The sequence below is a fragment of the Bacillus sp. J14TS2 genome, assembly GCF_018333015.1.
Taxonomy (GTDB): Bacteria; Bacillota; Bacilli; order Bacillales; family Bacillaceae_C; genus Lederbergia.
In genome coordinates this window covers 114985-139641 of record NZ_BORE01000004.1, presented here as the reverse complement: position 1 = coordinate 139641, position 24657 = coordinate 114985, and the positions used below count along the sequence as shown (strand labels likewise).

The following is a 24657-nucleotide window of genomic DNA, read 5'->3' as shown; positions in this document are numbered from 1 at the left end:
GTTGGCCTGAGATAAAGGAAACACGATGAGCCTGAAAGGTGAATCGAGTTGACTTATCGTAGGAAGAAGATGTAAATTTGCAATCGCTAGGCGCTGTAGCTAGACAACGCGACGAAGTCTAACACTAAGTAGAATGGAAAAATAAATCATAATTGGAGGTTATAAAAGATATGCGTTCTTATGAAAATTCTCGCAATGCATATGAAAAAGCCATACATATGATGCCTGGTGGTGTGAATAGTCCAGTCCGCGCATTTAAATCGGTTGATATGGACCCGATTTTTATGGAAAAAGGAAATGGCTCCCATATCCATGATATTGATGGCAATGAATATATTGATTATGTGCTCTCATGGGGGCCACTCATCCTTGGTCATGCAAATGAGCGGGTTATAGAGGCTTTGAAAAAAACAGCAGAAAATGGTACGAGCTTTGGTGCACCAACCATTTTGGAAAATAAGTTAGCAGAGCTTGTTATTGAAAGAGTTCCTTCCATTGAAATGGTCAGAATGGTCTCATCGGGAACAGAAGCGACGATGAGTGCATTACGAGTAGCAAGGGGATATACTGGTCGTAATAAAATATTAAAGTTTGAAGGATGTTACCATGGTCATGGTGATTCCCTCTTAATTAAAGCAGGTTCAGGGGTGGCTACGCTTGGATTACCTGATAGTCCCGGCGTTCCAGAAGGGATCGCTAAAAATACAATAACAGTTGCTTATAATGATCTTGAAGGAGTTCAAGCGGCATTTGAGCAATTTGGAGAAGATATAGCAGGTGTGATTGTAGAACCTGTAGCCGGAAATATGGGAGTAGTCCCTCCTAAGCCTGGGTTTTTACAAGGACTTCGTGAGCTGACGGATGAATATGGTTCGCTTCTCATTTTTGATGAAGTGATGACTGGGTTCCGAGTAGGTTATAACTGTGCTCAAGGGTATTTCGGTATTCTTCCTGATTTAACTTGTTTAGGTAAGGTAATAGGCGGGGGACTGCCTGTAGGAGCTTTTGGTGGTAAAGCTGAGATTATGGAAAAAGTCGCTCCAAGTGGACCAATTTACCAAGCTGGGACTTTGTCTGGAAATCCAATTGCCATGACTGCCGGCTATGAAACACTCATTCAATTAACACCTGAATCCTACCAGGAGTTTGTCCGAAAAGGGGATATGTTAGAAGCGGGATTAAAAACAGCCGCAGAAAAGCATCATATTCCCCATACGATTAACCGAGCTGGCTCGATGATTGGTCTCTTTTTCACGAATGAAGATGTATATAATTTTGATAAGGCAAAGACGTCTGATCTGCAATTATTTGCAGCCTATTATAAAGAAATGGCTAATCAAGGTGTCTTTTTGCCACCATCTCAATTCGAGGGTATTTTTCTTTCTACAGCTCACTCTGACGAGGATATTGAAATGACAATACATGCGGCGGAACGGACATTTGCAAAATTAAAAAATTAAAGAAGATGTTCAAAAAGGTTGGTAAAAATGATACTTCGAATTTCTTCTTCCTTTTTGAACACGCATTTTAAAGAAAAAGAATGGCACTCAACGCCATTCTTTTTCTTTTTTCATAAATAACCAATAACGGTCATAGAGTATAGGGAGTAATATTTTCATTGGAACGAAAGGAGGAATGAATTTGCCTGATCGCCAACAAACATCGCTTAAATTTCCATTGGAGGAAACGGTTTGGTTTGAAAAAGGACATGAAGTTGAGGATCTTTTATCCATTTCATTGGATCCTACTATTAACATACTGGATGAAGAAGAATTTGTTGTATTAAAAGGAACCCTTGAACTAAGTGGAGAGTATAATCATTCTCCTGGAAATGATACGGTGATGGAAGATCCAGAGAGTAATAGGCATTATATACAAAATGTAGAAATCAGAAATAATGAAATTGGTGAATTTTCTCACCGCTTTCCTATTGATATCACAATCCCGAAAAGAAGGATTGCCGATATTGGAGAATTGGAGATTGAGATTTACTCATTCGATTATGCTTTACCAGAAAAGAATCGCCTCCAAGTACTTGCAGATATTTATATTAACGGCTTATATGAGGATAAGGAAGAAGTGATCTTAGATGCTGCTTCATTACAGGAAGCAAGTGAATCGATCGAATCGACTGAACCGTTATTGGAGGAAGAAGACAGACAAGAGTTAAATCAGGTGGTAGCGGACGAAACTTTACCTGAGGAAGATGATGATCAGGATGCAGAAAGGGAAGAAGAAAGAGAAGAAGTTGCGATTGAGGTCTTCCAAGAGACAGAAGATACTGAGGAACTAAAAACTTCCTCAGAAAATGAAAATGAGTTATATGAATCGTTTGAGGTGGAAGCAAGAATTTTACCTGAGCTCGAAGAAAATAATGATGAGAAAGAAGAGAATCTGTCTCCCTTCCAGCATCAGCTTCCAAATCTGCATGAAAAAACGCCAGAAGCGAGTGATCCAAATCAGGTGATAGAAATAAAAGCAGAGGAGGAGGACGAGGGGAATTTAGCACCAAGTGGCTTAACTGATTTGGATGCAAGAACAGATGTAGACACTCCTGAAGAGCAACAGACGGAACAAGAGGATGAATTACAAGAGGTAGAAAAAACACTTTCAACTTTGTTTCGCCAAGTACCAAAGCTAACATTGGACGCGTTTAAAGAGGAAAGTAACGTTCAGGAGGAAGAGCAGCGGGAGCCAGAATCATCGTCCATTTATTTTGAAGAATCATCTTCCCAAGCGGTTGAATCAAGTGGCCTCATGGAGTCCAAGGAAGAGATGAGCAGCAAGAAAAAGAAAAAGAAAGATAAGTACCAATCGATTTCATTTGCTGATTTTTTTGCTAGAAAAGAGGAAGAATCTGTTAGCAAAATGAGAGTTCGTTTAGTCCAGCAAGGTGATTCTATTGAAAATTTGGCAGAACAATATAATTGCACCACGCAACAATTATTAAGAGCAAATCAATTAAATGAAAGTGATGAAGTACATGAGGGACAGGTATTGTATATTCCCACAAAAATTCATCCATTGAAAAGAAAGTAGAGGATGACAGCTGTCGTCCTCCCTTTTTCTGATTGCTAACTATTGTGGAGAAATAATTAAGGTTAGGCTTAGGGAATGAGAGTAAAATGGGTGATGCTATGGATAATAAACCATCAAAAAAAATAGAGAGTTTAGTAGAGTTGTATGGGTTAACATTACGATTTGCGGAAAAGCAGGGAAAGGTTTTTAAAGTATATACAGATAAAGGAGAATTTGCTTTAAAACGAATGGTTGCCAAACACGGATTAGATTTCTTATCCTATATTCAACAATTATACCAACAAGGATATAATCGTATTGTCCCTATTTATCCAACTTTAGATGGTCGCTATGCTATTTTGCAAGGAAATTCCCTTTATTACTTAATGCCATGGTTGGACAATAAAGAGAGAGAAGGACATGTACAAAAGCATCTTGATCTTTTCCGTGAATTAGCACGGCTTCATTCGATAACCGTACGCGAAGTCCCTGTTCGGGCAGAAGAGCGAGAAGAGCATTTTGAACGGATGGGTACTCGATGGGAGCTAGAACAAGATGTATTAGAAAAATTTATCCAACAAAGTGAAAGGCAAATGTATATGTCACCGTTTCAAGTTCTATTTTGTACGATCTACAGTGAAATTGCAGGGGGCCAACGTTACGCCATTAACAAGTTAAAAGAGTGGCATGAATCGACTTCTGAAGACACCACAGCTAGAAGTGTCGTCATTCACGGGAAATTATCGAATGAACATTTTCTTTATGACCATAATGGGATTGGATATTTTACTAATTTTGAACGAACGGGAGTTGCTTCCCCTATCCATGATTTATTGCCTTTCTTGGATCGCGCCTTCCAAACGCGCCCTAAGGCATTTGACCACGGAATGGAATGGTTAGATGCTTATTTCCGTTATTTTCCCTTTACTGCGGATGAAATGCTTTTGTTTTTAAGCTATTTGGCTTATCCAAGCTCTGTCTTCGCCACCATTGAGCAATACTTTGCTAGTGAAAAAGAAAAGAATGAAATGAAGCTTGTTCAACAATTACAGAGACAGTATTGGCGAATGAAAAATACAGAGTATGTTGTGATGAAATTGGAAGAGCGAGAGCAACGAAAGAAAGAACAGAATACAGCGCCCCCTTCCGAGTAAAGAGTGGAAGGGGCTTTTAGATCCATTCAAAATGTAAGCTAAATGCTGCTGTAATTAAGATAATTAACAGAAAAACATCTAAAATAGTCGGGAAAATAAGTGTGCGAATACCTTGGAAAATACAAATGGGTATAACGAGTTGGCGACAGATTGCCTTCAGATTTCTCATCGAATTTTGAAAAGCATACGTATTAAATTTTCTCTTCATATCCTCACCTTCTATCTAATGACTTTACCTTAATTTATGTAGAGGTGTTTTATTCTGTGCCTAATCTTCCATAATAGTCCACCAAACAATCTGTCCTCACATTTCTTAATTAAGTAGCTTGCATAATCATTTCAGATGATTAAAGAAGGAGCGATTGTTATGACGATTTCTGGTAAAGATTTTATCAACAGAATCGATCATTTAAAAAGTGATATCTGGGTTGATGGTAATAAAATAGTGGGAAAGGTGTCAGAGCATCCTGCCTTTCGAGGAGTCATGAAAAGCAAAGCCCAGTTATTTGATATGCAAAATGATCCTGCTTTAAGAGATGTGTTTACGTTCATTTCTCCGAAAACAGAAGAAAGGGTAAGTTTTTCCTACCATCAACCGAAAACGAAGGATGATTTATTATTTCGTCAAAGAGCAACAGAGCTGTGGGCTCAGAAGAATTTTGGCTTATTAGGCCGATCTCCTGATTACGTAAATACCGGAATGATGGTATTGGCTGCTGCCCACCAGCTTTTTGGTGCAAAGGATAAAAAATTGGGTGAACATATTCTCCAAAATTATGAAGCTGCGATGGATCAGGATCTTACTTTTACACATACCTTTATCAATCCTCAAGTGAACCGGTCTATTAGTTATTTAGAGGATTCAGATTCAGAAGCAAATATTGCGGCAAAGGTCATTGGTGAGAACAGCGAAGGAATTATAATTCAAGGCGCTAGATTGTTAGCAACACAAGGAGGGATAACCGATGAAATCTTGGTTTTACCAGCTGGGGGTAATTTTATTGAAGATGCTTATATCTATGGGTTTACAGTCCCTTCAAATGCACAAGGTTTAAAGTTCATCTGCCGAGAATCATTTGTGAACGATGAAGGCTCCTCTTTCAATTATCCTCTTGGATCACTATTTGAAGAGATGGATTCGATCGTCGTATTTGATCATGTTCTAGTTCCTTGGGAAAAAGTCTTTTTATACAAGGATATAAATATTGCGCATCAATTTTTTTCAGAGGCTAATTTCAATACGATGCTACTGTTTCAGGCAGTTGTGAGAATGATTGTAAAAACAGAATTTATATTAGGATTAGCAGAATCCGTAGTAGAAGCCATTAATATTGGAGAATACCAGCATATACAAGATAAAATGAGTGAGATTATCGCAGCACTTGAAATTATGAAAGGACTTCATTTGTCTTCACAAGTGAACGCGGAATTGGATAAATGGGGAACGATGATTCCAGATGCAAAACCATTACAAGTTGCCATTCACTATTACCCAAGGATATATCCTCGTTTGGTTGAAATTCTGCAATTATTAGGTGGAAGCGGACTTATTTTACTTCCAACTGAAAAAAGTTTTGAATCCCCTATTCGTAAGTATATTGATACTTATTTACAAGGCTCCAATTCTTCTGCTGAAGATCGTGTCAGGTTATTTCGGCTAGTCTGGGATTTATGCATGAGTGCATTTGGAACAAGACAAACTCATTATGAACGATTCTTTTTTGGTGATCCAGTCCGATTGGCTATGGGTCTTTACAATGGGTATCCCAAAAATGAGTATATGAAGAGGGTAGGAACGTTTCTTAGGGAGAATAAATAATAGAAGTAGAAAGAGGATGGGCAAAAAGCATGAAAAGAATGCTATTTTAGTACTAATGTCGGCGGTCACAGCAATTGCCATCAACGTCTGTAAATTAAAATTAACTATGTAGGAGTAATTTTTTTAGAAATAGCCTAAAATGCAAATGAACATGAAAAATGATTGACATCATCCCCCTTTATTCGCTACTATAGAGTAAATCAAATTGTATAAATGCTTTGATAGGGAAGAGTACTTTGGATCGTTACTTACAGAGAGGAAAATCAGTGGTGTGAGATTTTCTAAGTAGCCCTAAAGGAAGGTCGCCCTTGAGCAGCTTTCATGAATTGGATAGTTAGTGCTTGTTCAAATAAAAGGATACAAAACAAAGAAATTACGGTGTGCTGTCTCGAGTTAAGGAAAAGCAAACCACAAAAATTTCGTATCCGACTTTTTGGATCTCCCTAATAGTGAAGGCCGGCAAAATTGTCGTTAATTTATGAAGTGCTAGGCCTTTATAGTGTAGAATGGGCTTAAGCAAAAAGGTGGTACCGCGAATCTGCTCTCTTCGTCCTTTTGACGAAGGGGGCTTTTTGTATTTAAAAAGGATGTCAGCAGCCTTAGTGAATTGTGAAAAGGAGAATTCAAATGGAAAATATAACGATGTCGACAAAATATGAACCACAGAAAATTGAACAAGGACGATACGACTGGTGGGTGGAAGGGAAGTTTTTTGAAGCACTAAATGATGTAAATAAGGAATCTTACACGATCGTAATCCCTCCCCCGAATGTTACGGGAAAACTTCATTTGGGGCATGCTTGGGATACAACTTTACAAGATATTTTAACACGGATGAAAAGAATGCAGGGGTATGATGTTCTATGGTTACCTGGAATGGATCATGCTGGGATTGCTACACAAGCGAAAGTAGAGGAAAAGCTGCGTGAAGAGGGAAAAAGCCGATATGATCTTGGAAGAGAGAAGTTTTTAGCAGAAACTTGGAAGTGGAAAGAAGAATATGCCGATTTTATCCGCAAGCAATGGGCGAAACTAGGGCTTGGCCTTGATTATTCGAAAGAGCGATTTACTTTAGATGAGGGGCTATCTAAAGCAGTTCATGAAGTATTTGTCACGCTGTACAAAGAAGGTCTCATTTACCGAGGAGAATATATTATTAATTGGGACCCAGCAACAAAAACAGCCTTATCTGATATTGAAGTCATTCATAAAGATGTTCAAGGAGCCTTTTACCATATGAACTATCCACTTACAGATGGTTCAGGATTTATTGAGATTGCCACAACGAGACCTGAAACGATGCTTGGAGATACAGCTGTAGCGGTCCACCCAAGCGATGAGCGCTATCAGCATTTAATTGGAAAGACAGTGAAGCTTCCGATTGTAGAGCGGGAAATTCCCATCGTAGCTGACCATTATGTTGATATGGAGTTTGGTTCAGGTGCTGTTAAAATTACACCAGCTCATGATCCGAATGACTTTGAAGTTGGAAATCGCCATAATTTAGAGCGTGTACTCGTCATGAATGAAGATGGGACAATGAATGAGAATGCTGGCAAATATCAAGGCATGGATCGTTTTGAATGCCGTAAACAAATCGTAAAAGATTTACAAGCAGCTGGAGTACTATTTGAGATTGAAGACCATCTTCATTCTGTTGGTCATTCAGAACGCAGTGGTGCCGTTGTAGAGCCATATTTATCCACACAATGGTTTGTTAAAATGCAACCATTAGCTGAAAAGGCGATCGAACTTCAACAAAGTGAAGAAAAAGTTCATTTTGTTCCTGAGCGTTTTGAAAAAACCTATATGCACTGGATGGAGAATATTCATGATTGGTGTATTTCTCGTCAGCTGTGGTGGGGACATAGAATACCGGCCTGGTATCAAAAAGAAACAGGGGAAATTTATGTAGGACATGAAGCACCGGCAGATGGAGAAAACTGGGAACAAGAACAAGATGTATTAGATACATGGTTTAGCTCCGCTCTCTGGCCTTTTTCCACAATGGGTTGGCCTGATACAGAGGCGGAAGACTTCAAACATTATTATCCAACTGATTGTTTAGTAACAGGATACGATATTATTTCCTTCTGGGTATCGCGAATGATTTTCCAGGCGAAGAAATTTACAGATCAACGTCCTTTTAAAGATGTTTTAATTCATGGATTAATTCGTGCTGAAGACGGACGTAAGATGAGTAAATCGCTTGGAAATGGGATCGATCCAATGGATATCATTGACAAATATGGTGCTGACACACTTCGCTATTTTTTAGCAACAGGCAGCTCACCAGGTCAAGACTTACGTTTCAGCATGGAAAAAATTGAATCAATCTGGAATTTTGCCAATAAAATTTGGAATGCCTCCAGATTCGCCTTGATGAATATGGATGGAATGACGTATGAAGAAATTGATTTAAATGGTGAGCAGTCTGTAGCGGATAAATGGATATTGACGCGGTTAAACGACACCATTGAAGCAGTTACGAAACTAGCTGAAAAGTATGAATTTGGGGAAGTTGGTAGAGCCTTATACAACTTCATTTGGGATGATTTCTGTGACTGGTATATTGAGATGGCAAAACTTCCTTTATACGGTGAAGATGAAGCGGCGAAAAGAATGACCCGCTCAGTTCTAGCATATGTTTTGGATCAGACACTACGCCTTCTTCATCCAATTATGCCTTTTATTACAGAGGAAATATGGCAACATCTCCCTCATAGTGGCATGTCGATCACAGTCAGTGAATGGCCTAAAGCTGATAAGCGATATATGGATCAAGAAGCAGCAAGTGAAATGAAATTACTGATGGACATTATTCGTTCGGTTCGTAATATCAGAGCAGAAGTCAATACACCGATGAGTAAAGAAATCAATCTTATGTTAAAAGCAAAAGATGAGAAGGTTTTAAAAGCTTTAGAAGCGAATAAACAATACATTGAAAAGTTCTGTAATCCACAAAATCTGGAAATAGGCACAACTATAGAGATGCCAGAAAAGGCAATGTCAGCTGTGGTGACAGGAGTAGAATTATTTTTACCATTAGCAGGTCTCATCAACATCGAAGAAGAGCTTGCTCGTTTGCAAAAAGAATGGGATAAATGGAACAAAGAAGTAGAACGGGTACAAAAAAAACTAGCGAATGAAAGATTTGTTGCAAAAGCTCCAGAAGCAGTAGTCAACGAAGAAAGAGCAAAAGAAAAAGATTACCTAGAGAAAAAACAAACAGTAGAAAAAAGAATCGCAGAATTAAAAGCAATGTAAGACCAAAAGCGGAAGGTGCCTGCCTATCGGCGACAAGCAAATGTTCTGAGACAAAGAAAGGCGTTTTTCCCTTTCATTGGCTCAGGTTATTTGACCTCGAGCCGATGGCGCCTGGAGCTGGATGGACAAAAGCGCAAGCGCCCGTATAGCGACGTACAAACTTTTAATAAGGATGAACGGCTAAAAGGTGCCATCCTGGCGGCAGACTCAAAAGCGGCGTCCTGTCGCTTCGTCTACACTAGTAGCCTTACCATTGGATGCGGGTATACTCGGAGCTAGGCGTTAGAACTAGACGATGAAACTTAGAATTAGATTTTATTCATAGGCTAAAGTTTGTTAATTCTGGCAAGTAAATAAATAAGAGGATGGGACATAACTGAAATGCTAAGCTCCAAAGACGAACAATGTATTGCCTTAGCGAAGTATATTTCCGAAGCGGGGTATAGGCAGTTCGGTTTTGTCTTGAGTAAAAAACTTTTGTCTCAGCCTCTTTATACAGAACAGAAGGTGTGAAGTTGATACATACATATACAGAAGCACTTAATTGGATCCATTCACGGCTTCGACTAGGGATAAAACCAGGAATAAAACGTATGGAATGGATGTTAAGCCGTCTTGAAAATCCTGAGAAGAATCTTCGTGTGATCCATGTAGGAGGGACGAACGGGAAGGGATCTACTGTTACTTATATGCGTTCGATCCTAAATGAAGCTGGATACTCAGTGGGGACATTTACCTCACCTTTTATTGAACAATTTAATGAGCGGATTAGTATCAATGGAAAACCAATTGATAACAATGAAATCACTGCATTAGTGAATGTAGTCAAGCCAATTGCAGAGGAAATAGAACAAACGGAACTAGGGCCTGCGACAGAATTTGAAGTGATCACAACGATGGCGTTTTATTATTTTAGTGAAATCCAAAGAGTGGATGTTGCTTTATTTGAAGTAGGGTTAGGGGGAAGATATGATTCCACCAATGTCATTCGCCCTGTTGCTTCCGTCATTACAAATGTTGGCATGGACCATATGCAAATCTTGGGCAATACAATTGAAGAAATTGCTTACCAAAAGGCTGGTATTATAAAATCAAACATACCTATATTTACTACGGCACAAGATAAGCGTGTTTTATCTGTGTTAAAGCAAGAAGCTATACAGCAAAAAGCTCCATTTTATCAAATAGGCAAGGATTTCCTTATAAAGGAATATCATCCCATTGAGCATGGAGAACAATTTAGCTATCAATCGAAATGGGCCTCATATGATCACTTACAAGTATCATTGTTGGGTCGGCATCAAACAGAAAACGCAGCAGCGGCTTTAGCAGCATTAACCTATTTGCAATCTATAGGGCAGCTGAATATACGAGATGTTGAGTTCCGAGTTGGATTACAAAAGGCCTTTTGGCCGGGAAGGCTGGAACGCTTAAATGACAGTCCTCTGATCTTCATTGATGGCCCACATAATGTACAGGGCGTACAAGCCTTCAAATTAGCAGTGGAGACGCATTTTCCAAAAGAAAAAATAAAGCTGGTATTTACGGCATTAAAAGATAAAGATTTAACAGATATGTTTACAGTCATTAACTCGATGAATGTTGATCTTTATTTAACTGAGTTTGATTTTCCAAGAGCGGCATCGGTAGAAGAATTACAAGCTAAATCAAGTAATGCAAAAGCTCACTGTAATAAAGATTGGAAAAATCTGATCCGAACATTGGTTTTATCAGCAAAGGAGACGGATATCTTAGCGATTACTGGTTCTCTATATTTTATCTCAGAAATAAAACCTTTTTTGAAAGAAATGATTCAGTTAAGAATGGAAACTGGTTCATCCATTGATCTTCCAAAAGAGAAATAAAGTGAAACTTCAATCAATGGGGATTTTTCGATGTAGAGGATGTGCTAATGCAGAAGTGTAATTGTCGTCGCAAACTTACCTTGTTTCCTCATTCCTCACTGATTCGGAGGATCACAGGCTAAATCCGCGCCGCCCTAGTGATAGTTTCGCCTGCACTTGTACGTCCACTACGTGGTAACGCCTTTGTGAACAGCATCTTGTTTGCCTGAACGAATCGGGCTTTTACTCAAAAGGCGAAAGCGCCTGTCTAGCGACGTACAAATTTATATGTTTCTGACAAGTTAAAGGAAACACGATGAGCCAAAAGGGTTGACTTATCGCAAGCAGAAACCGCGAATTTGCTAGGCGCTGGAGTCAGATACGGGTAGTGTCTCCCCACCTACGCTTCTCCGTATTCTCTATAGTGCTGAGGTGGGGGGATTACTGCCCGTTAATGCGGGATAAAGGCGGTGAAAAATGAAAATTATTATTTTTGTTTATGCTCTTATCTTGGGATCATTTTTGAATGTGGTAGGATTGAGAGTCCCTGCCAAACAATCGATTGTGAAGCCTCCGTCAGCCTGCCCTGGATGTGGAAAAACACTAACAGTTTTTGAGTTAATTCCTGTCCTGTCATTTCTGCTTCAGCGGGGAAAGTGCAAACAATGTAAGCAGCCGATTTCTCCTTTTTACCCGATTATGGAATTAGCCACAGCTCTTTTATTTGTCTATGCCTATTCAAGGATTGGTTGGACATTTGAATTAGTGATTGCATGGACCCTAATTACATTATTTGTCATTATTTTTATTACAGATATAAAGTTCATGCTTATCCCCGATAAAATCCTCGCTTTTTTTGCCATCTTATTTATCGTCGAACGAATGATTCAACCTCTGCAACCGTGGTGGGATTCGTTACTAGGCGCAGCCGCCGCATTTATTCTACTAATGCTTATTGCGATTCTATCAAAAGGGGGAATGGGGGGAGGCGATATTAAGTTATATACAGTCCTAGGACTTGCGCTTGGAACGAAATTTATGCTTATTTCCTTCTTTTTTGCGAATATTCTTGGCGCGATAATTGGGATCATTGGTATGGCTTGCGGGTTTTTTGAAAGAAAAAAACCCATTCCTTTTGGTCCGTTTATTGCAATGGGAACCCTCATTACCTACTTTTACCATCAGCCTATCCTAACATGGTATCAATCTCTATTCCAATAGAGTATGTTCAATAACTCTATTAAAAAAAATGACGAAAACCTTTTTTTCCTAGACGACAAAAGTTTCGTCTTTTTTTTTTGGTTGTATGATAGCATGAGGAAAATAACTGGGCGGGAGGTAATAGGAATGGCAAAAGAAGATGGACAACAATCAACAATTAAAATCAAATTAAATGGAAAAGAACGCCCTTTTGAGGAAAAAACGGTTGTGCATGATTGGCAAGCAGCTTCTGAAGAAACATCCGCAGCCTCATCAGAAGAAATGCTCGATGAAGAGGAATTCGAATGGATTCTACCAAATGAAGAGGAGCCAGAGATTCCAGAATTTAAAGTGAATCATCATACCGAATCGAAAAAACGTCCCAATATTCATAGATTCGGCAATGGTCCATTTACATTAGGGATTAAAAGGACAATCATATCTTTTGTACTAGCTATCACGGTAGGATTATTGCTTGGGACTTTCTTCTTGCAGATCATGAAAAGAGAAGATATACAAGCAACCACAACTGCACAGAATCAAGTTGCTGCAGAAGATAAGCCAGGAGAAGAGAAAAAAACTGGTGCGGGTTACGAAGCAACACTGCCAGCAATGGCGGTCCCTGTTTTACAAGCGGGTGTTTATTCATCAAAGGAAAATGCTGAATCTGCAGCGAAGGAATTAACCAATCAAAACTATGCCACAACGATTTTAGAGATGGATGGAAAATATAATGTATTTATAGGAGTGGCAGGAGAACTTCAAGAAGTAGAATCGTGGGAAAAAAATGTAAAAGAAAGCGGTTTAGATGTTTTGGCCAAAGAGCTGTCACTAAAGGAAAGCTCGATCAAGCTAGCAACCAAAGAACAAGCAGAACAGCTATTAAAAGAGGTAAATTACTTTAAAACTGTTGCTGGAGAAGCGGTAAAAGGAGAAGTGGGAGGGGATGTAAACGAGAAGGTCTCGCAGAATGGTTTACAACTGATAGACTCCTATAAGGATGGAGTATACCAAAATAAGGAAGCGGTAAATTTGCAAGAGCAATTACAAGCTGCTTTAAAAGGTCTCGAAAACTCCTCAGAAAACAAAGAGGAAGCAATAAAAGTTCAACAATCTTTACTAAATTACATTACGATCTATTACCAATTAAGCAGCCACTCTTAGTGAATGGCTGCTTTATTAAGCTCAACATTGCAGTCTCTCGTTGATTGTCGTTTTATATTCATATAATTAGCGTCTCTACCTGCTTGTTTCTTTCTTGTTTTCTTGGTAAGATAAGGCTATGTATCTCCCATTCTTGAGAAAGGTAGGACAACCACATGAGGAACCTCATCTTAGCTTCAACTTCACCCCGCAGAAAAGAACTTCTTCAAAAAATAAACATTCCATTTACAACTTTTTCACCAAATGTCGATGAATCTATTAGTCGAAATTACCCGCCAGAAGAGATGGTCATGATATTATCCTCTCGCAAAGCGAATGTAGCCGCTCAACAATTTCCTTCTTCTACTATTATTGCTGCAGACACGATTGTTGTTGCAAACGAGAAAATCCTCGGTAAACCCACTGATAGAAAAGAAGCGAAACAAATGCTATGGAACCTTTCGGGGAAGAGGCATTTTGTTTACACAGGTGTTACGTTGATCAATGAACAGCAGATAGAACGTTTTTATGAAAAAACAGCTGTTGATTTTTGGCCATTAACTGATCAAGAGATTGAAAAATATTTAGATAGTGGTGAACCATTTGATAAGGCAGGAGCTTATGGGATTCAGGGTTTAGGTTCCTTGTTCGTCAAATCGATTGAAGGGGATTATTATTCTGTTGTAGGTCTACCGATCTCCCGATTATTTCGTCTTTTAATGGAAAAGAGACTTGTTCCTTATTCATAAACATCTATAATAATAAGGAGGAGCATATTGGATACGAAAAAGGCGTTAATGATTAGAGATTTTCCTATCGCAGACCGTCCGCGTGAGCGTATGATTAAGGCAGGTCCACAAAGCTTATCTACTCAAGAAATTATCGCAATTCTTTTAAGAACAGGGACAAAATCAGAATCGGTCCTTCAACTTGCTAATCGTCTTTTAACAAAATTCGATGGCCTCATGTGGCTAAAGGAGGCAGCTTTTGAAGAACTAGTAAGTATTAAGGGAATTGGACAAGCGAAGGCTGTTCAACTAGTGGCTGCTGTTGAACTAGGGCGAAGAATTAGCAACTTAACATATGATGATCGCTATGTAATCAAGAGCCCTGAGGATGGTGCCAATTATGTAATGAATGACATGCGTTTTCTCACGCAGGAACATTTTGTCGTCCTATATTTGAATACGAAAAACCAAGTGGTGCACCGACAGACAATTTTTATTGGGAGTTTGAATGCGTCTATCGTTCACCCTAGGGAAGTGTTTAAGGAAGCGTTCCGACGGGCGGCAGCCACGGTTATCTGCTTTCATAATCATCCATCAGGCGATCCAACACCTTCACGTGAAGACATTGAAGTAACCAGACGCTTAGCGGAATGTGGGAAAATGCTAGGGATTGAAGTATTGGATCATGTGATAATCGGAGATAAAAAATATGTCAGCATGAAAGAAAAAGGATATATGTGAGACTGTTATTTTGAAAAAGGTTAAGATATAATAATACTGGCGTTTTGAATAATTATGTAAGACAAGTAGATCAAGTCTGTATAAAATACGAAAAATCGTGAATTTTGCCAAATGAATTGTAGGAAGATGTCGTACGAGGCATATGGCATGGGAAAGGGAGATACATACAATGTTTGGATTAGGTACGAAAGATCTAGGGATCGATTTAGGAACGGCTAACACCCTAGTGTTTGCAAAAGACAAAGGAATTGTATTACGAGAGCCATCTGTCGTTGCATTACAAACGGACACAAGGAAAATTGTTGCAGTGGGAAATGATGCAAGAAATATGATTGGTCGTACACCGGGAAATATTATTGCCTTACGTCCAATGAAAGATGGCGTCATTGCTGATTATGAAACGACTGCATCTATGATGAAGTATTATATTAATCAAGCTCTTAAGGGGAAGGGAATGGGCGGAAAGCCGTATGTAATGGTTTGTGTTCCATCTGGTATTACGGCTGTAGAACAAAGAGCCGTTCTTGATGCAACAAGAGAAGCAGGAGCACGTGATGCTTATCCAATCGAGGAGCCTTTTGCTGCAGCAATTGGTGCTGATTTACCAGTGTGGGAACCAACAGGAAGTATGGTTGTCGATATTGGCGGTGGTACAACCGAGGTCGCTGTGATCTCTCTTGGTGGAATTGTTACAAGCATGTCGATACGTACCGCTGGAGACAATTTCGATGAATCGATTATCGCCTATATTCGTAAAAAATATAATTTATTAATTGGGGATCGTACATCAGAAGCAATCAAAGTAGAAATTGGTTCAGCCGGAGAAGTAGAAGGACTTGCACCAATGGAGATTAGAGGTCGTGATTTACTTACAGGTTTACCGAAGACAATTGAGATTTCAGCTGAAGAGATTTCTGGTGCGCTTAGTGATACAGTAACGGCTATTGTGGATGCGGTGAAGAACACATTGGAAAAAACGCCGCCAGAATTAGCTGCAGATATTATGGATAGAGGAATTGTTTTAACAGGCGGAGGAGCTTTATTACATAACCTGGACAAGGTAATGAGTAAAGAAACGGAAATGCCTGTGTTAATTGCTGATGAGCCACTTGATTGTGTTGCGATTGGAACAGGAAAGGCTTTAGAGCATATTGACCTATTTAAGAATAAAGCCAAGGATTCTCGATAAGGAAGATGCGCCGGTTCTTGCTACTGGCGCTTCTACTTTTAGGCCACAAGGACATGAGTTAGAACGGCGTTGCGACGTGCATGCGAAGGGACAAAACGTTGCGTTTTTGAGCCTGTCTTACTTTTTGAACTTCTTTTACTATAGCTACGTTATTTCCGCTTTGAAAGTTAGAGGTGTATGGGATGCCCCATTTTTTTCTAAATAAACGTCTAATCATATTATTAGTTAGTCTTATTATCCTGGTTTCGCTTATCGGTTTTTCTTTGAGGGATAAGGATAATATTTCAAAACCTGAGCAGTTTTTTAAAGATGTGGTTGGTTTTGGTCAATCAATTGTTGCTAGACCTGCTCATGGTATTGCCAATTTATTTGAGAATGTAGAAGATTTAAAAAATACATATACTGAAAATAAGAAACTAAAGTCACGATTAGAGGGTTTAGCGAAGTTAGAAAAGGAAATTGCTGATTTAAAAAAGGATAATAAGGAATTAAGGAATGTCCTTGAGAAAACAGATGATCTACGTGAATATGAAACAATTCAATCAACCGTTATTAGCCGAAACCCTGAAAGATGGGACGAAAAATTTATTATTAATCGAGGAACGAATAGCGGTGTGGATACAGAGATGGCTGTGATCACTGCAAAAGGGTTAGTTGGAAAAGTGATAAGTGTCTCTAAAATGACGGCGACAGTTGAGTTATTGACATCAGAAAACACACAAAATAGAGTATCAGCTCAAATACAAGGAAAAGAAGAGATCTTCGGGTTGATCAATGGGTATGATGCCGACAAAAAGCTATTATTAATGAAGGACATCCCAGTTGATAAAAAATTAAAAGAAGGACAAAATGTAGTTACTTCTGGGCTTGGCGGGGTCTTTCCCAAAACACTTGATATTGGAAAAGTAAAATCAGTAGAAATGGATCGTTTTGGTCTAACCCAAATTGCTTATATTGAGCCATCAGCTCAATTTTATGATTTCGAACATGTGATGGTTGTCGCACGCACAATGGGGAAGCAAACTGATTTAGATGAGGGGGAAGAATGATGCAACGATTGATTCTTCCTCTTCTTTTAACTTTATGTTTTTATTGTGAAAGTGTTTTTGTTGAGCTAACTCCACCTGGAACAATTAAAAACGATATTTTATTGGTCCCTCATTTTTTGTTAGTCCTCTTGATTGTTATGGGGATTTTCTATCTGCGAAACCGAACCCTGATTTATGCAGCGATTTTTGGTCTTTTATTCGATGTGTATTATACGGAAATTATTGGTGTTTATTTATTTCTACTCCCAATTGTTGTCTATTTAGCTTCTAAGATGGCTAAAGTGGTCCAAGTGAACATTTTTACCACCTTTTTTATTGCTCTTTTATCTGTGGGAATAGTTGAATTTGTTGTATATGGTTTGAATGTATTTGTACTCCAGCATAATATGGGGATTCAGGAATTTCTAAATCGAAGACTATGGCCTACACTGATCGTCAATCAGATCTTTTTCTTGATTATTTATTTTCCATTTAAAAAATTATTGACGCAACGTAAAAAGATTGAACTGCATGAATAAGAATCTTGCGCTTTTCTCATAAGAGAAGTTTAAAGGTGGCTAGGTTAGGTCTAGCTTCGACGTACAGGATGTACTAGTGCCGCGAGTGCTACAGGACGTGGTGAGTTAAGGCGGCCAGCGCCTAACCCCTAGGGGCTCGCAGGATGCGAGTCCATCGGCGTGCCACAGGAAGGGGCGTCCTTAGCCGATGTTCCGCTAAATAACCCTGCCTATGAAGGGAAAAAGCCCCTTCCTAGGTTCAGGAACATTTGCTTGTCCAAGGCAGCCGCACGCCTTGTGCTTTTCTTAAAAAAGAGGATTTTTTCAAGATTTGTCGAATGAGCAAGAGATGACGATTTTGGTTCTTTGCGTTAAAATATAGGAAATGAACCGACGATGGAAGTTAGTAGTTGAAAGGAGATAAGAGGGCACAGTCAACGATTGAACGTCTCCTTTGCCCGCTATATATGAAAAATAGACAAAATGTCATGATAAAAGGAACGAAAGATGGTCTTTCATTACAATTAAATGATACTTGTTCTTATGAAGCATTATTACAAGAGCTGGACGAGAAGTTAGTGAATTTACAGGGGCGAGAGAATGATAGTCCGCTTATTTCTGTACGCATTCTCGCTGGAAATCGATTGTTAACGGAAGAGCAACAGCAGGAATTGAAGGAACGAATACGCGATCAAAAAAACCTTGTAGTGGAAGACATTGTGAGTAATGTTTTAACAAAGGAAGAATCGCAGCGAATTATAGATGAACAACTGATTACCTCTGTTACGACAATTGTCAGATCAGGACAGGTTTTGGAAGTGGCAGGTGATTTATTACTTGTAGGAGATGTGAACCCTGGTGGGACCGTTCGAGCTGGTGGGAATATTTTTATCATGGGCGCTCTCAAAGGAATTGCCCACGCTGGTTTCGCAGGTAAAAAGGAAGCAGTCATTGTCGCTTCTTTTATGACACCTTCACAATTACGGATTGCTGACTGTATCACACGTCCCCCTGATGATCATGATCAGGAAGGACATCATCAAATGGAATGTGCCTACATAGATGAATCACAGCAAATTATGATTGATAGATTGCAAAATTTGAAACATATTAGACCAAATATTACAAGATTCAAAGGGGGACGTTAAAATGGGTGAGGCGATTGTGATTACATCAGGTAAAGGAGGAGTTGGGAAAACAACTACCTCCGCAAATCTTGGAACAGCCCTTGCCCTGCAAGGGAAAAAGGTATGTTTAATTGATACGGATATAGGCTTGCGTAACCTAGATGTTGTATTAGGATTGGAAAGTCGCATTATTTACGATCTTGTTGATGTTGTGGAAGAAAAATGTAAACCGCATCAAGCCTTAGTGAAGGATAAGAGATTTGATGATCGTTTATATCTATTACCAGCTGCACAAACAAGTGATAAGACTGCTGTATCGCCTGAACAAATGAAACAGCTCATTTCCAATATGAAACAAGATTATGATTATATTTTAATTGATTGTCCAGCCGGAATTGAGCAAGGATACAAAAATGCAGTCGCTGGTGCAGACCGCGCAATTGTAGTCACTACACCTGAAATTTCGGCTGTCCGTGATGCAGATCGGATTATCGGCTTATTAGAAAAGGAAGACACATTAGAACCGCCAAAATTAATTATAAATCGAATCCGTAGTCAAATGATGAAGGATGGCGATGTTCTAGATGTTGATGAGATCGCCCAGCATTTATCAATTGATCTACTGGGAATTGTTCAAGATGATGCAGCAGTGATAAAATCATCGAATCAAGGAGAGCCGATTGCGCTTAACCCTAATAGTAAAGCCTCCATTGCATATAGGAATATAGCCAGACGAATTTTAGGAGAGTCTGTCCCCTTACAATCACTTGATGATGAAAAAACAGGCTTTTTTGTAAAATTGAAGAGGTTATTTAGTAGCTCATCCTAAATCTATCAACGAAACTTTCACATCTTTTGGTGTGGAAGTTTTTTGTATTGTGAAGGAAACTATAAAATTGTCGCTTGTGGATACCTGTTTACCTTACGGTTGGTGTCTAGCTCCAGGCGCCATCTGCTCGAGGCTCGCAGGATGGGAGTTCATCAGTGTTGCGACGTGGGGAGACCAGTGCAAACGAAGCGACAGACGCCGCTAACTTAACCCTTCTTCCTATATCAAGCGCTTGCACTTTTCCCAACTTATCGCATATTTGCTCTGGACAAGTCATATGGTAGTAAAAATGGCTAAGGGGGATGGGGGAGAATGGACCGCCATAAATTGGAACAAATTCGGAGAGAAATGAATAAAAGAAGGAAACAATATGGCATTACTCATGATCGGAAATTAGAAGAGACATTTTTTCAACAGGATGATGGGGAAAATTCTGTTTTCGAATCAGACCCTAACGAATCGGTGCATCCACTTTTTAAAAAGGAAGTCTTTTTTATGAAAATCTTTATTTCAGCCATTCTTGTCCTGCTTGTTGCGATTATTTTTCAATCACCCTCTTCAAAGATGGAAGCGGCAAGGGCTGAGATAAAAAAAACATTTGAACGTGAATTTCAATTCGCAGTTGTGGCAGATTGGTATGAAGAAAAATTTGGACAACCATTGGCCCTTTTTCCTGCACAATCAGATTCTAACAAGGAGGAACCGAAGGAAAACCTAGCTATGCCTGTAACAGGAAAAATATTAGAACCTTTCTCCGAGGAGCATCAGGGAATCATTATGGAGACAGGAACTGAAGCGAAGGTGGAGGCAATGTCATCAGGGACGGTCACGTTCGCCGGAAAGAAGGAGGGAATCGGCAATACCGTTATTATTCAGCATCCTGATTATTCTGAATCATGGTATGGTATGCTGGATCATATCTCTGTCAAATCAATGGAAAAAGTGACGGCAGAACAACTGATTGGCACTGTTTCTTCAGGGGAAGATGGAGAAACTGGGCAGTTTTATTTTGCGATTAAACAGCATGATACATTTATCGATCCTATCCAGGTGATGAAATTTGAATAAGTATGGGCGCCTTTTTACAAAAATAAGAATTCATCCATTAATGTGGGGAATAGCTGGGCTAAGTGTGCTCACTGGATACTTTTGGGAGTTACTCGCCCTTTTCTTGATCGTCTTTATTCATGAAATGGGTCATGCTGTTGTTGCTCAATTTTTTAATTGGAAGATAAAAAAGGTCATGCTCCTCCCCTTTGGGGGTTTTTGTGATGTTGATGAGCATGGAAATCGAAGGCTCGTTGAAGAGTTTTGTGTGATTATCGGAGGGCCCCTTCAACACCTATGGATAGCTGGAATCATTCCTCTTCTTCATATGGGCGGACTAATATCAGCAGAATATGCCCAGCAAATTAGCCACTATAATTGGATGATTATGATCTTTAATCTTCTGCCAATACGCCCACTTGATGGTGGGAAATTAGTTCATTTATATCTCTCAACTTATAAATCTTATCTTGATTCCGTACGAATGTCTGTAGTTATTTCATTTGTTATTTTATTGATGTTCCATTTACTTGTTCTTTTGGTAGCACCTCTTCATATCAACATTTGGGTGATTTTAATGTATTTAAATGTTTGTTTATGGACAGATTGGAAACAGCAAAAATATCTCTTAATGAGATTCTTGTTGGAACGCCATTTTGGAGAGCAACAAAGCATTTCACGATTACAAACAATACAGGCTGATAGCGAGGATTATGTTTTTGATATATTAAGCAAGTTTAAACGAGGCTATAAACATTTAATTGATATTGATGGAAAAACGGATCGTGAATGTCAATTGGATGAAAATGAACTCCTCCATGCGTACTTTTCGGAGAAAAAAGTACGAGCACGCTTAATCGATCTCATGTATGCAAGTTAACGGATTTTTGTCATGTATATCTTTTATACTTAAACCGCTATTGACAGTTGAACATTGTATATGCTAAAATTTTTATGTTAGTTTGTAGCGCCTGAGCTACAACCGCACATACCAGGTATGAAAGTTTCTATTTTTTTAAAAATAGAGCACCTGCAAATGGCGAGTCTTAGTCTAATAAGGAGGTGCGATTATGTACGCAATTATTGAAACTGGTGGAAAACAAGTAAAGGTAGAAGAAGGACAAGTAATCTACGTTGAAAAGGTAGATGCGACTGAAGGTGATTCCTTTACTTTTGACAAAATTCTTTTCGTTGGTGGCGAAGATGTAAAAGTAGGAAGCCCATTTGTAGAGGGAGCTACTGTTACAGCTAAAGTTGAAAAACAAGGTCGTCAAAAGAAAATTGTTGTTTTCAAGTATAAGCCGAAGAAAAATTATCATAAAAAACAAGGGCATCGTCAGCCTTACACAAAACTTGTCATTGAAAAAATCAATGCTTAAGAGAAGATGTTCCTATGATTCAAATTAGAATTAGCCATACAGCTGATGGTGACATTAGTGGCTTTACAATGCAAGGTCATGCTCAATTTGCCGATAAAGGGAAAGATATTGTTTGTGCAGGTGTTTCAGCTGTCGCTTTTGGCAGTTTAAATGCAGTCATTGCCCTGACTCCAATTGAACCGGAGATCACGATAGAAGAAGATGGTTTCCTAAACTGTTCCCTTCCTCAGCCTTTGGGGGGAGAAGGGAACAAGCAGGTTCAATTATTATTAGAAGGAATGATTGTTTCCTTACAAACAATTGAAAGAGAATATCCTGAATTTGTAAAGATCAAATTGATTTAAAAGAAACGTTCTAAAATGGAGGTGAATCAAATGCTAAGATTGGATCTTCAGTTTTTTGCTTCGAAAAAAGGAGTAGGTTCTACTAAAAACGGTCGTGATTCAGAATCAAAACGATTGGGTGCGAAACGAGCAGATGGTCAACTTGTATCAGGTGGCTCGATTTTATACCGTCAACGTGGAACAAAAATTCATCCAGGGGAAAATGTTGGCCGTGGAAGTGATGATACACTATTTGCCAAAACAGATGGTGTGGTTCGCTTTGAACGTGTTGGTCGCAACAAGAAAAAAGTCAGCGTATACCCAGTAGCATAAGACAAATCACAGAAAGGCTCTAACCAACTATGGCTAGAGCCTTTTTTATTTCTACTCATTCGCTTCTTTTTATTATACAATAGAAACGATTGAAGAATGTTGGGAAGGATATAATGATGAAAGATAAAGAAGGAACACTTACTTTATTACAACACGCTCGCCATGATTGGTTAAATCGGATTCAATTGATTAAAGGCTATCTTGCATTAGGAAAAACAGAAGAAGCTGAACGAGTGATTGAAGAAATCGTTTTAGAATCTCAACAGGAAACGAAATTAACAAAATTAGGCTTGCCAGAATTTGCGACATTGTTACTACTTCATAATTGGGGCTGGGAAGGCCATACATTCCAGATAGAATATGAGTTCATCAATGATTTATCTGCCCGATCCATCAATGATGTAACATTGACGGATTGGATGAAAAGTTTTTTTCAAGTAGTCTCAGATGCTCTTCATCCATTATATTCGAATCAATTATATGTTTCGATTGAACCGTTGGAAAAGAGCCTTTCCTTGCATTTTGATTTTGAAGGAAAGCTAAAGGATTTAAATAGTTTAGAGAAATGGTTATTACATTATGAAGATAAACAGATTCACATTAACCTTAAAGAAGTAAGTGAAACGAATTTTATTTGTAACGTTATTTTTAGTGGAATGGAGTGATCATTGTGTTTGTCGATCAGGTGAAGGTTTATGTGAAGGGTGGAGATGGCGGCAATGGGATGGTTGCCTTCCGCAGAGAAAAATATGTAGCAATGGGCGGGCCAGCTGGTGGAGATGGCGGAAAAGGTGCAGATGTTGTCTTCCAGGTAGATGAAGGATTACGTACGCTCATGGATTTCCGTTATCAACGACATTTCAAGGCACCCCGAGGTGAGCACGGGATGTCTAAAAGTAAGCATGGAAAGGGTGCCGAAGATTTAGTTGTCAAAGTACCACCAGGAACAGTTGTAAAGGATCTTATCACGGAAGAAGTGATTGCCGACCTTGTCGAACATGACCAGCAAGCTGTAGTGGCTAGAGGAGGACGTGGAGGTAGAGGAAATGTCCGCTTTGCTACACCGGCGAACCCAGCTCCAGAAATGGCAGAAAATGGAGAACCAGGACAGGAAAGAGATGTTGTTCTTGAACTGAAAATTCTTGCTGATGTAGGACTTGTTGGTTTTCCAAGTGTTGGGAAATCCACCTTGCTTTCTGTTGTTTCAGCAGCTAAACCTAAAATAGCAGAATACCATTTCACAACCATCGTTCCGAATCTAGGTGTTGTAGAGACTGAAGATGGTCGTAGTTTTGTTATGGCTGATTTGCCAGGGTTGATAGAAGGGGCTCATCAAGGGGTAGGGCTTGGCCATCAATTTCTTCGACATATTGAGAGGACGAGAGTAATCGTTCATGTGATCGATATGTCTGGTATGGAAGGAAGAGATCCATTTGAGGATTTCCAGACCATTAATCAAGAATTAGAAAGATATAATCTTCGCTTGCTTGAGCGCCCGCAAATTATTGTGGCCAATAAAATGGACATGCCTGAAGCAGAGGAAAATTTAGCTGTTTTTCGTACAAAACTTAAGGAAGAGTATCCAATTTATCCAATCTCCGCGTTGACAAGGAGTGGAATCCGAGATTTATTATTTGAAGTAGCGAATCAATTGGAAACAACCCCAGAATTTCCGCTCTATGAGACCGAAGACGCTGATTCGGACATTCATCGTGTTGTATACCGCTATGAAAAAGACCCGGATCAATTTTCGATCACAAGAGACCCAGATAGTGCTTTTGTAATAAATGGAGATTCAATCGAGCGCCTGTTTAAGATGACAGATTTCTCAAGGGATGAATCGGTCCGCAAGTTTGCTAGACAAATGAGGGGAATGGGCGTCGATGATGCATTGCGAGAACGTGGAGCGAAGGATGGAGACATTATTCGAATTCTAGAATTTGAATTTGAATTTATTGAATAACACCTAT

23 protein-coding genes and 2 other annotated features are annotated in these 24657 nt (G+C 39.2%); of the genes, 22 read left to right on the top strand and 1 reads right to left on the bottom strand.

What is annotated here, in order from left to right; all coding sequences use genetic code 11:
• Positions 1-170 precede the first annotated feature (170 nt).
• The 3 genes from hemL (at position 171) to ysxE (ending at position 4172) form a co-directional block, all read left to right on the top strand.
• Positions 171-1460, top strand: a complete 1290-nt coding sequence (hemL, locus tag KI375_RS07700; RefSeq protein ID WP_212972918.1) for a glutamate-1-semialdehyde 2,1-aminomutase — start codon at positions 171-173, stop codon at positions 1458-1460.
• A gap of 181 nt (positions 1461-1641) precedes the next feature.
• Positions 1642-3039 (top strand): LysM peptidoglycan-binding domain-containing protein, encoded by a 1398-nt coding sequence (locus KI375_RS07695; RefSeq protein WP_212972917.1) that lies wholly within the window; start codon positions 1642-1644, stop codon positions 3037-3039.
• Between the two features lie 86 nt (positions 3040-3125).
• A complete protein-coding gene (gene ysxE / locus KI375_RS07690) occupies positions 3126-4172 on the top strand; it encodes a spore coat protein YsxE (protein ID WP_244852410.1) in 1047 nt (348 codons plus the stop codon).
• A 16-nt stretch (positions 4173-4188) separates the two neighbouring features.
• On the opposite strand, the gene KI375_RS07685 is transcribed toward ysxE, so the two are convergent.
• Complete coding sequence (locus KI375_RS07685) at positions 4189-4341, bottom strand: hypothetical protein (protein WP_374706821.1); 153 nt, start codon at positions 4339-4341, stop codon at positions 4189-4191.
• 198 nt (positions 4342-4539) lie between these two features.
• Here KI375_RS07685 and hpaB point away from each other — a divergent pair, with 198 nt between their 5' ends.
• The 19 genes from hpaB to obgE all read left to right on the top strand — a co-directional run bounded on the left by hpaB (position 4540) and on the right by obgE (position 24650).
• The gene (gene hpaB / locus KI375_RS07680; protein ID WP_244852408.1) at positions 4540-5991 is read left to right on the top strand and encodes a 4-hydroxyphenylacetate 3-monooxygenase, oxygenase component; all 1452 of its coding nucleotides are present in this window, start codon (positions 4540-4542) and stop codon (positions 5989-5991) included.
• A gap of 209 nt (positions 5992-6200) precedes the next feature.
• Positions 6201-6549: a binding site (T-box leader), on the top strand.
• A 69-nt stretch (positions 6550-6618) separates the two neighbouring features.
• The gene (locus KI375_RS07675) at positions 6619-9258 is read left to right on the top strand and encodes a valine--tRNA ligase (protein WP_212972914.1); all 2640 of its coding nucleotides are present in this window, start codon (positions 6619-6621) and stop codon (positions 9256-9258) included.
• A gap of 515 nt (positions 9259-9773) precedes the next feature.
• A complete protein-coding gene (locus KI375_RS07670) occupies positions 9774-11123 on the top strand; it encodes a bifunctional folylpolyglutamate synthase/dihydrofolate synthase (RefSeq protein WP_212972913.1) in 1350 nt (449 codons plus the stop codon).
• A 456-nt stretch (positions 11124-11579) separates the two neighbouring features.
• On the top strand, positions 11580-12323 hold the full coding sequence (locus KI375_RS07665; RefSeq protein WP_212972912.1) for a prepilin peptidase: 744 nt from the start codon (positions 11580-11582) through the stop codon (positions 12321-12323).
• A 126-nt stretch (positions 12324-12449) separates the two neighbouring features.
• A complete protein-coding gene (locus KI375_RS07660) occupies positions 12450-13466 on the top strand; it encodes an SPOR domain-containing protein (protein WP_212972911.1) in 1017 nt (338 codons plus the stop codon).
• Positions 13467-13621: 155 nt separating this feature from the next.
• Positions 13622-14194 carry a Maf family protein gene (locus KI375_RS07655; protein WP_212972910.1) on the top strand — a complete coding sequence of 191 codons (573 nt, stop codon included), beginning with the start codon at positions 13622-13624 and terminating at the stop codon, positions 14192-14194.
• A 48-nt stretch (positions 14195-14242) separates the two neighbouring features.
• Positions 14243-14914, top strand: coding sequence for a RadC family protein (gene radC, locus KI375_RS07650; protein WP_212973169.1), 672 nt, complete (start codon positions 14243-14245; stop codon positions 14912-14914).
• 169 nt (positions 14915-15083) lie between these two features.
• Positions 15084-16103 carry a rod shape-determining protein gene (locus KI375_RS07645; RefSeq protein ID WP_212972909.1) on the top strand — a complete coding sequence of 340 codons (1020 nt, stop codon included), beginning with the start codon at positions 15084-15086 and terminating at the stop codon, positions 16101-16103.
• 182 nt (positions 16104-16285) lie between these two features.
• Positions 16286-17152: a rod shape-determining protein MreC gene (gene mreC, locus KI375_RS07640; RefSeq protein ID WP_212972908.1), complete on the top strand. Its 867-nt coding sequence runs from the start codon at positions 16286-16288 to the stop codon at positions 17150-17152.
• On the top strand, positions 17152-17670 hold the full coding sequence (gene mreD, locus KI375_RS07635) for a rod shape-determining protein MreD (protein WP_212972907.1): 519 nt from the start codon (positions 17152-17154) through the stop codon (positions 17668-17670). The genes mreC and mreD overlap by 1 nt, the downstream gene beginning before the upstream one ends.
• 446 nt (positions 17671-18116) lie before the next feature.
• The gene (gene minC / locus KI375_RS07630) at positions 18117-18797 is read left to right on the top strand and encodes a septum site-determining protein MinC (protein ID WP_212973168.1); all 681 of its coding nucleotides are present in this window, start codon (positions 18117-18119) and stop codon (positions 18795-18797) included.
• 1 nt (position 18798) lies between these two features.
• Entirely contained in the window at positions 18799-19605 is an 807-nt protein-coding gene (gene minD / locus KI375_RS07625) for a septum site-determining protein MinD (RefSeq protein ID WP_212972906.1), read from the top strand.
• Between the two features lie 312 nt (positions 19606-19917).
• Positions 19918-20673, top strand: a complete 756-nt coding sequence (locus KI375_RS07620) for a M23 family metallopeptidase (RefSeq protein WP_212972905.1) — start codon at positions 19918-19920, stop codon at positions 20671-20673.
• Positions 20666-21532 (top strand): site-2 protease family protein, encoded by an 867-nt coding sequence (locus tag KI375_RS07615; RefSeq protein ID WP_212972904.1) that lies wholly within the window; start codon positions 20666-20668, stop codon positions 21530-21532. Before KI375_RS07620 ends, KI375_RS07615 begins: the two co-directional genes overlap by 8 nt.
• Before the next feature lie 90 nt (positions 21533-21622).
• Positions 21623-21709: a sequence feature (ribosomal protein L21 leader region), on the top strand.
• 13 nt (positions 21710-21722) lie between these two features.
• The gene (gene rplU, locus KI375_RS07610; RefSeq protein ID WP_207451591.1) at positions 21723-22031 is read left to right on the top strand and encodes a 50S ribosomal protein L21; all 309 of its coding nucleotides are present in this window, start codon (positions 21723-21725) and stop codon (positions 22029-22031) included.
• Positions 22032-22045: 14 nt separating this feature from the next.
• Positions 22046-22375, top strand: coding sequence for a ribosomal-processing cysteine protease Prp (locus KI375_RS07605; RefSeq protein ID WP_212972903.1), 330 nt, complete (start codon positions 22046-22048; stop codon positions 22373-22375).
• 30 nt (positions 22376-22405) lie between these two features.
• Positions 22406-22687: a 50S ribosomal protein L27 gene (rpmA, locus tag KI375_RS07600; RefSeq protein ID WP_212972902.1), complete on the top strand. Its 282-nt coding sequence runs from the start codon at positions 22406-22408 to the stop codon at positions 22685-22687.
• 113 nt (positions 22688-22800) lie between these two features.
• The gene (locus KI375_RS07595) at positions 22801-23352 is read left to right on the top strand and encodes a Spo0B C-terminal domain-containing protein (protein WP_212972901.1); all 552 of its coding nucleotides are present in this window, start codon (positions 22801-22803) and stop codon (positions 23350-23352) included.
• Positions 23353-23357: 5 nt separating this feature from the next.
• The gene (obgE, locus tag KI375_RS07590; protein WP_212972900.1) at positions 23358-24650 is read left to right on the top strand and encodes a GTPase ObgE; all 1293 of its coding nucleotides are present in this window, start codon (positions 23358-23360) and stop codon (positions 24648-24650) included.
• The last annotated feature ends 7 nt before the right edge of the window (positions 24651-24657 follow it).

Coding starts and splice junctions, on each gene's coding strand:
- KI375_RS07595 (WP_212972901.1), top strand. CDS start 22,801: ATGATGAAAGATAAAGAAGGAACACTTACTTTATTACAACACGCTCGC.
- minD (WP_212972906.1), top strand. CDS start 18,799: ATGGGTGAGGCGATTGTGATTACATCAGGTAAAGGAGGAGTTGGGAAA.
- rpmA (WP_212972902.1), top strand. CDS start 22,406: ATGCTAAGATTGGATCTTCAGTTTTTTGCTTCGAAAAAAGGAGTAGGT.
- minC (WP_212973168.1), top strand. CDS start 18,117: ATGAAAAATAGACAAAATGTCATGATAAAAGGAACGAAAGATGGTCTT.
- KI375_RS07605 (WP_212972903.1), top strand. CDS start 22,046: ATGATTCAAATTAGAATTAGCCATACAGCTGATGGTGACATTAGTGGC.
- KI375_RS07655 (WP_212972910.1), top strand. CDS start 13,622: ATGAGGAACCTCATCTTAGCTTCAACTTCACCCCGCAGAAAAGAACTT.
- KI375_RS07620 (WP_212972905.1), top strand. CDS start 19,918: ATGGACCGCCATAAATTGGAACAAATTCGGAGAGAAATGAATAAAAGA.
- KI375_RS07675 (WP_212972914.1), top strand. CDS start 6,619: ATGGAAAATATAACGATGTCGACAAAATATGAACCACAGAAAATTGAA.
- mreC (WP_212972908.1), top strand. CDS start 16,286: ATGCCCCATTTTTTTCTAAATAAACGTCTAATCATATTATTAGTTAGT.
- KI375_RS07685 (WP_374706821.1), bottom strand. CDS start 4,341: ATGAGAAATCTGAAGGCAATCTGTCGCCAACTCGTTATACCCATTTGT.
- ysxE (WP_244852410.1), top strand. CDS start 3,126: ATGGGTGATGCTATGGATAATAAACCATCAAAAAAAATAGAGAGTTTA.
- mreD (WP_212972907.1), top strand. CDS start 17,152: ATGCAACGATTGATTCTTCCTCTTCTTTTAACTTTATGTTTTTATTGT.
- hpaB (WP_244852408.1), top strand. CDS start 4,540: ATGACGATTTCTGGTAAAGATTTTATCAACAGAATCGATCATTTAAAA.
- KI375_RS07665 (WP_212972912.1), top strand. CDS start 11,580: ATGAAAATTATTATTTTTGTTTATGCTCTTATCTTGGGATCATTTTTG.
- KI375_RS07660 (WP_212972911.1), top strand. CDS start 12,450: ATGGCAAAAGAAGATGGACAACAATCAACAATTAAAATCAAATTAAAT.
- rplU (WP_207451591.1), top strand. CDS start 21,723: ATGTACGCAATTATTGAAACTGGTGGAAAACAAGTAAAGGTAGAAGAA.
- KI375_RS07645 (WP_212972909.1), top strand. CDS start 15,084: ATGTTTGGATTAGGTACGAAAGATCTAGGGATCGATTTAGGAACGGCT.
- hemL (WP_212972918.1), top strand. CDS start 171: ATGCGTTCTTATGAAAATTCTCGCAATGCATATGAAAAAGCCATACAT.
- radC (WP_212973169.1), top strand. CDS start 14,243: ATGATTAGAGATTTTCCTATCGCAGACCGTCCGCGTGAGCGTATGATT.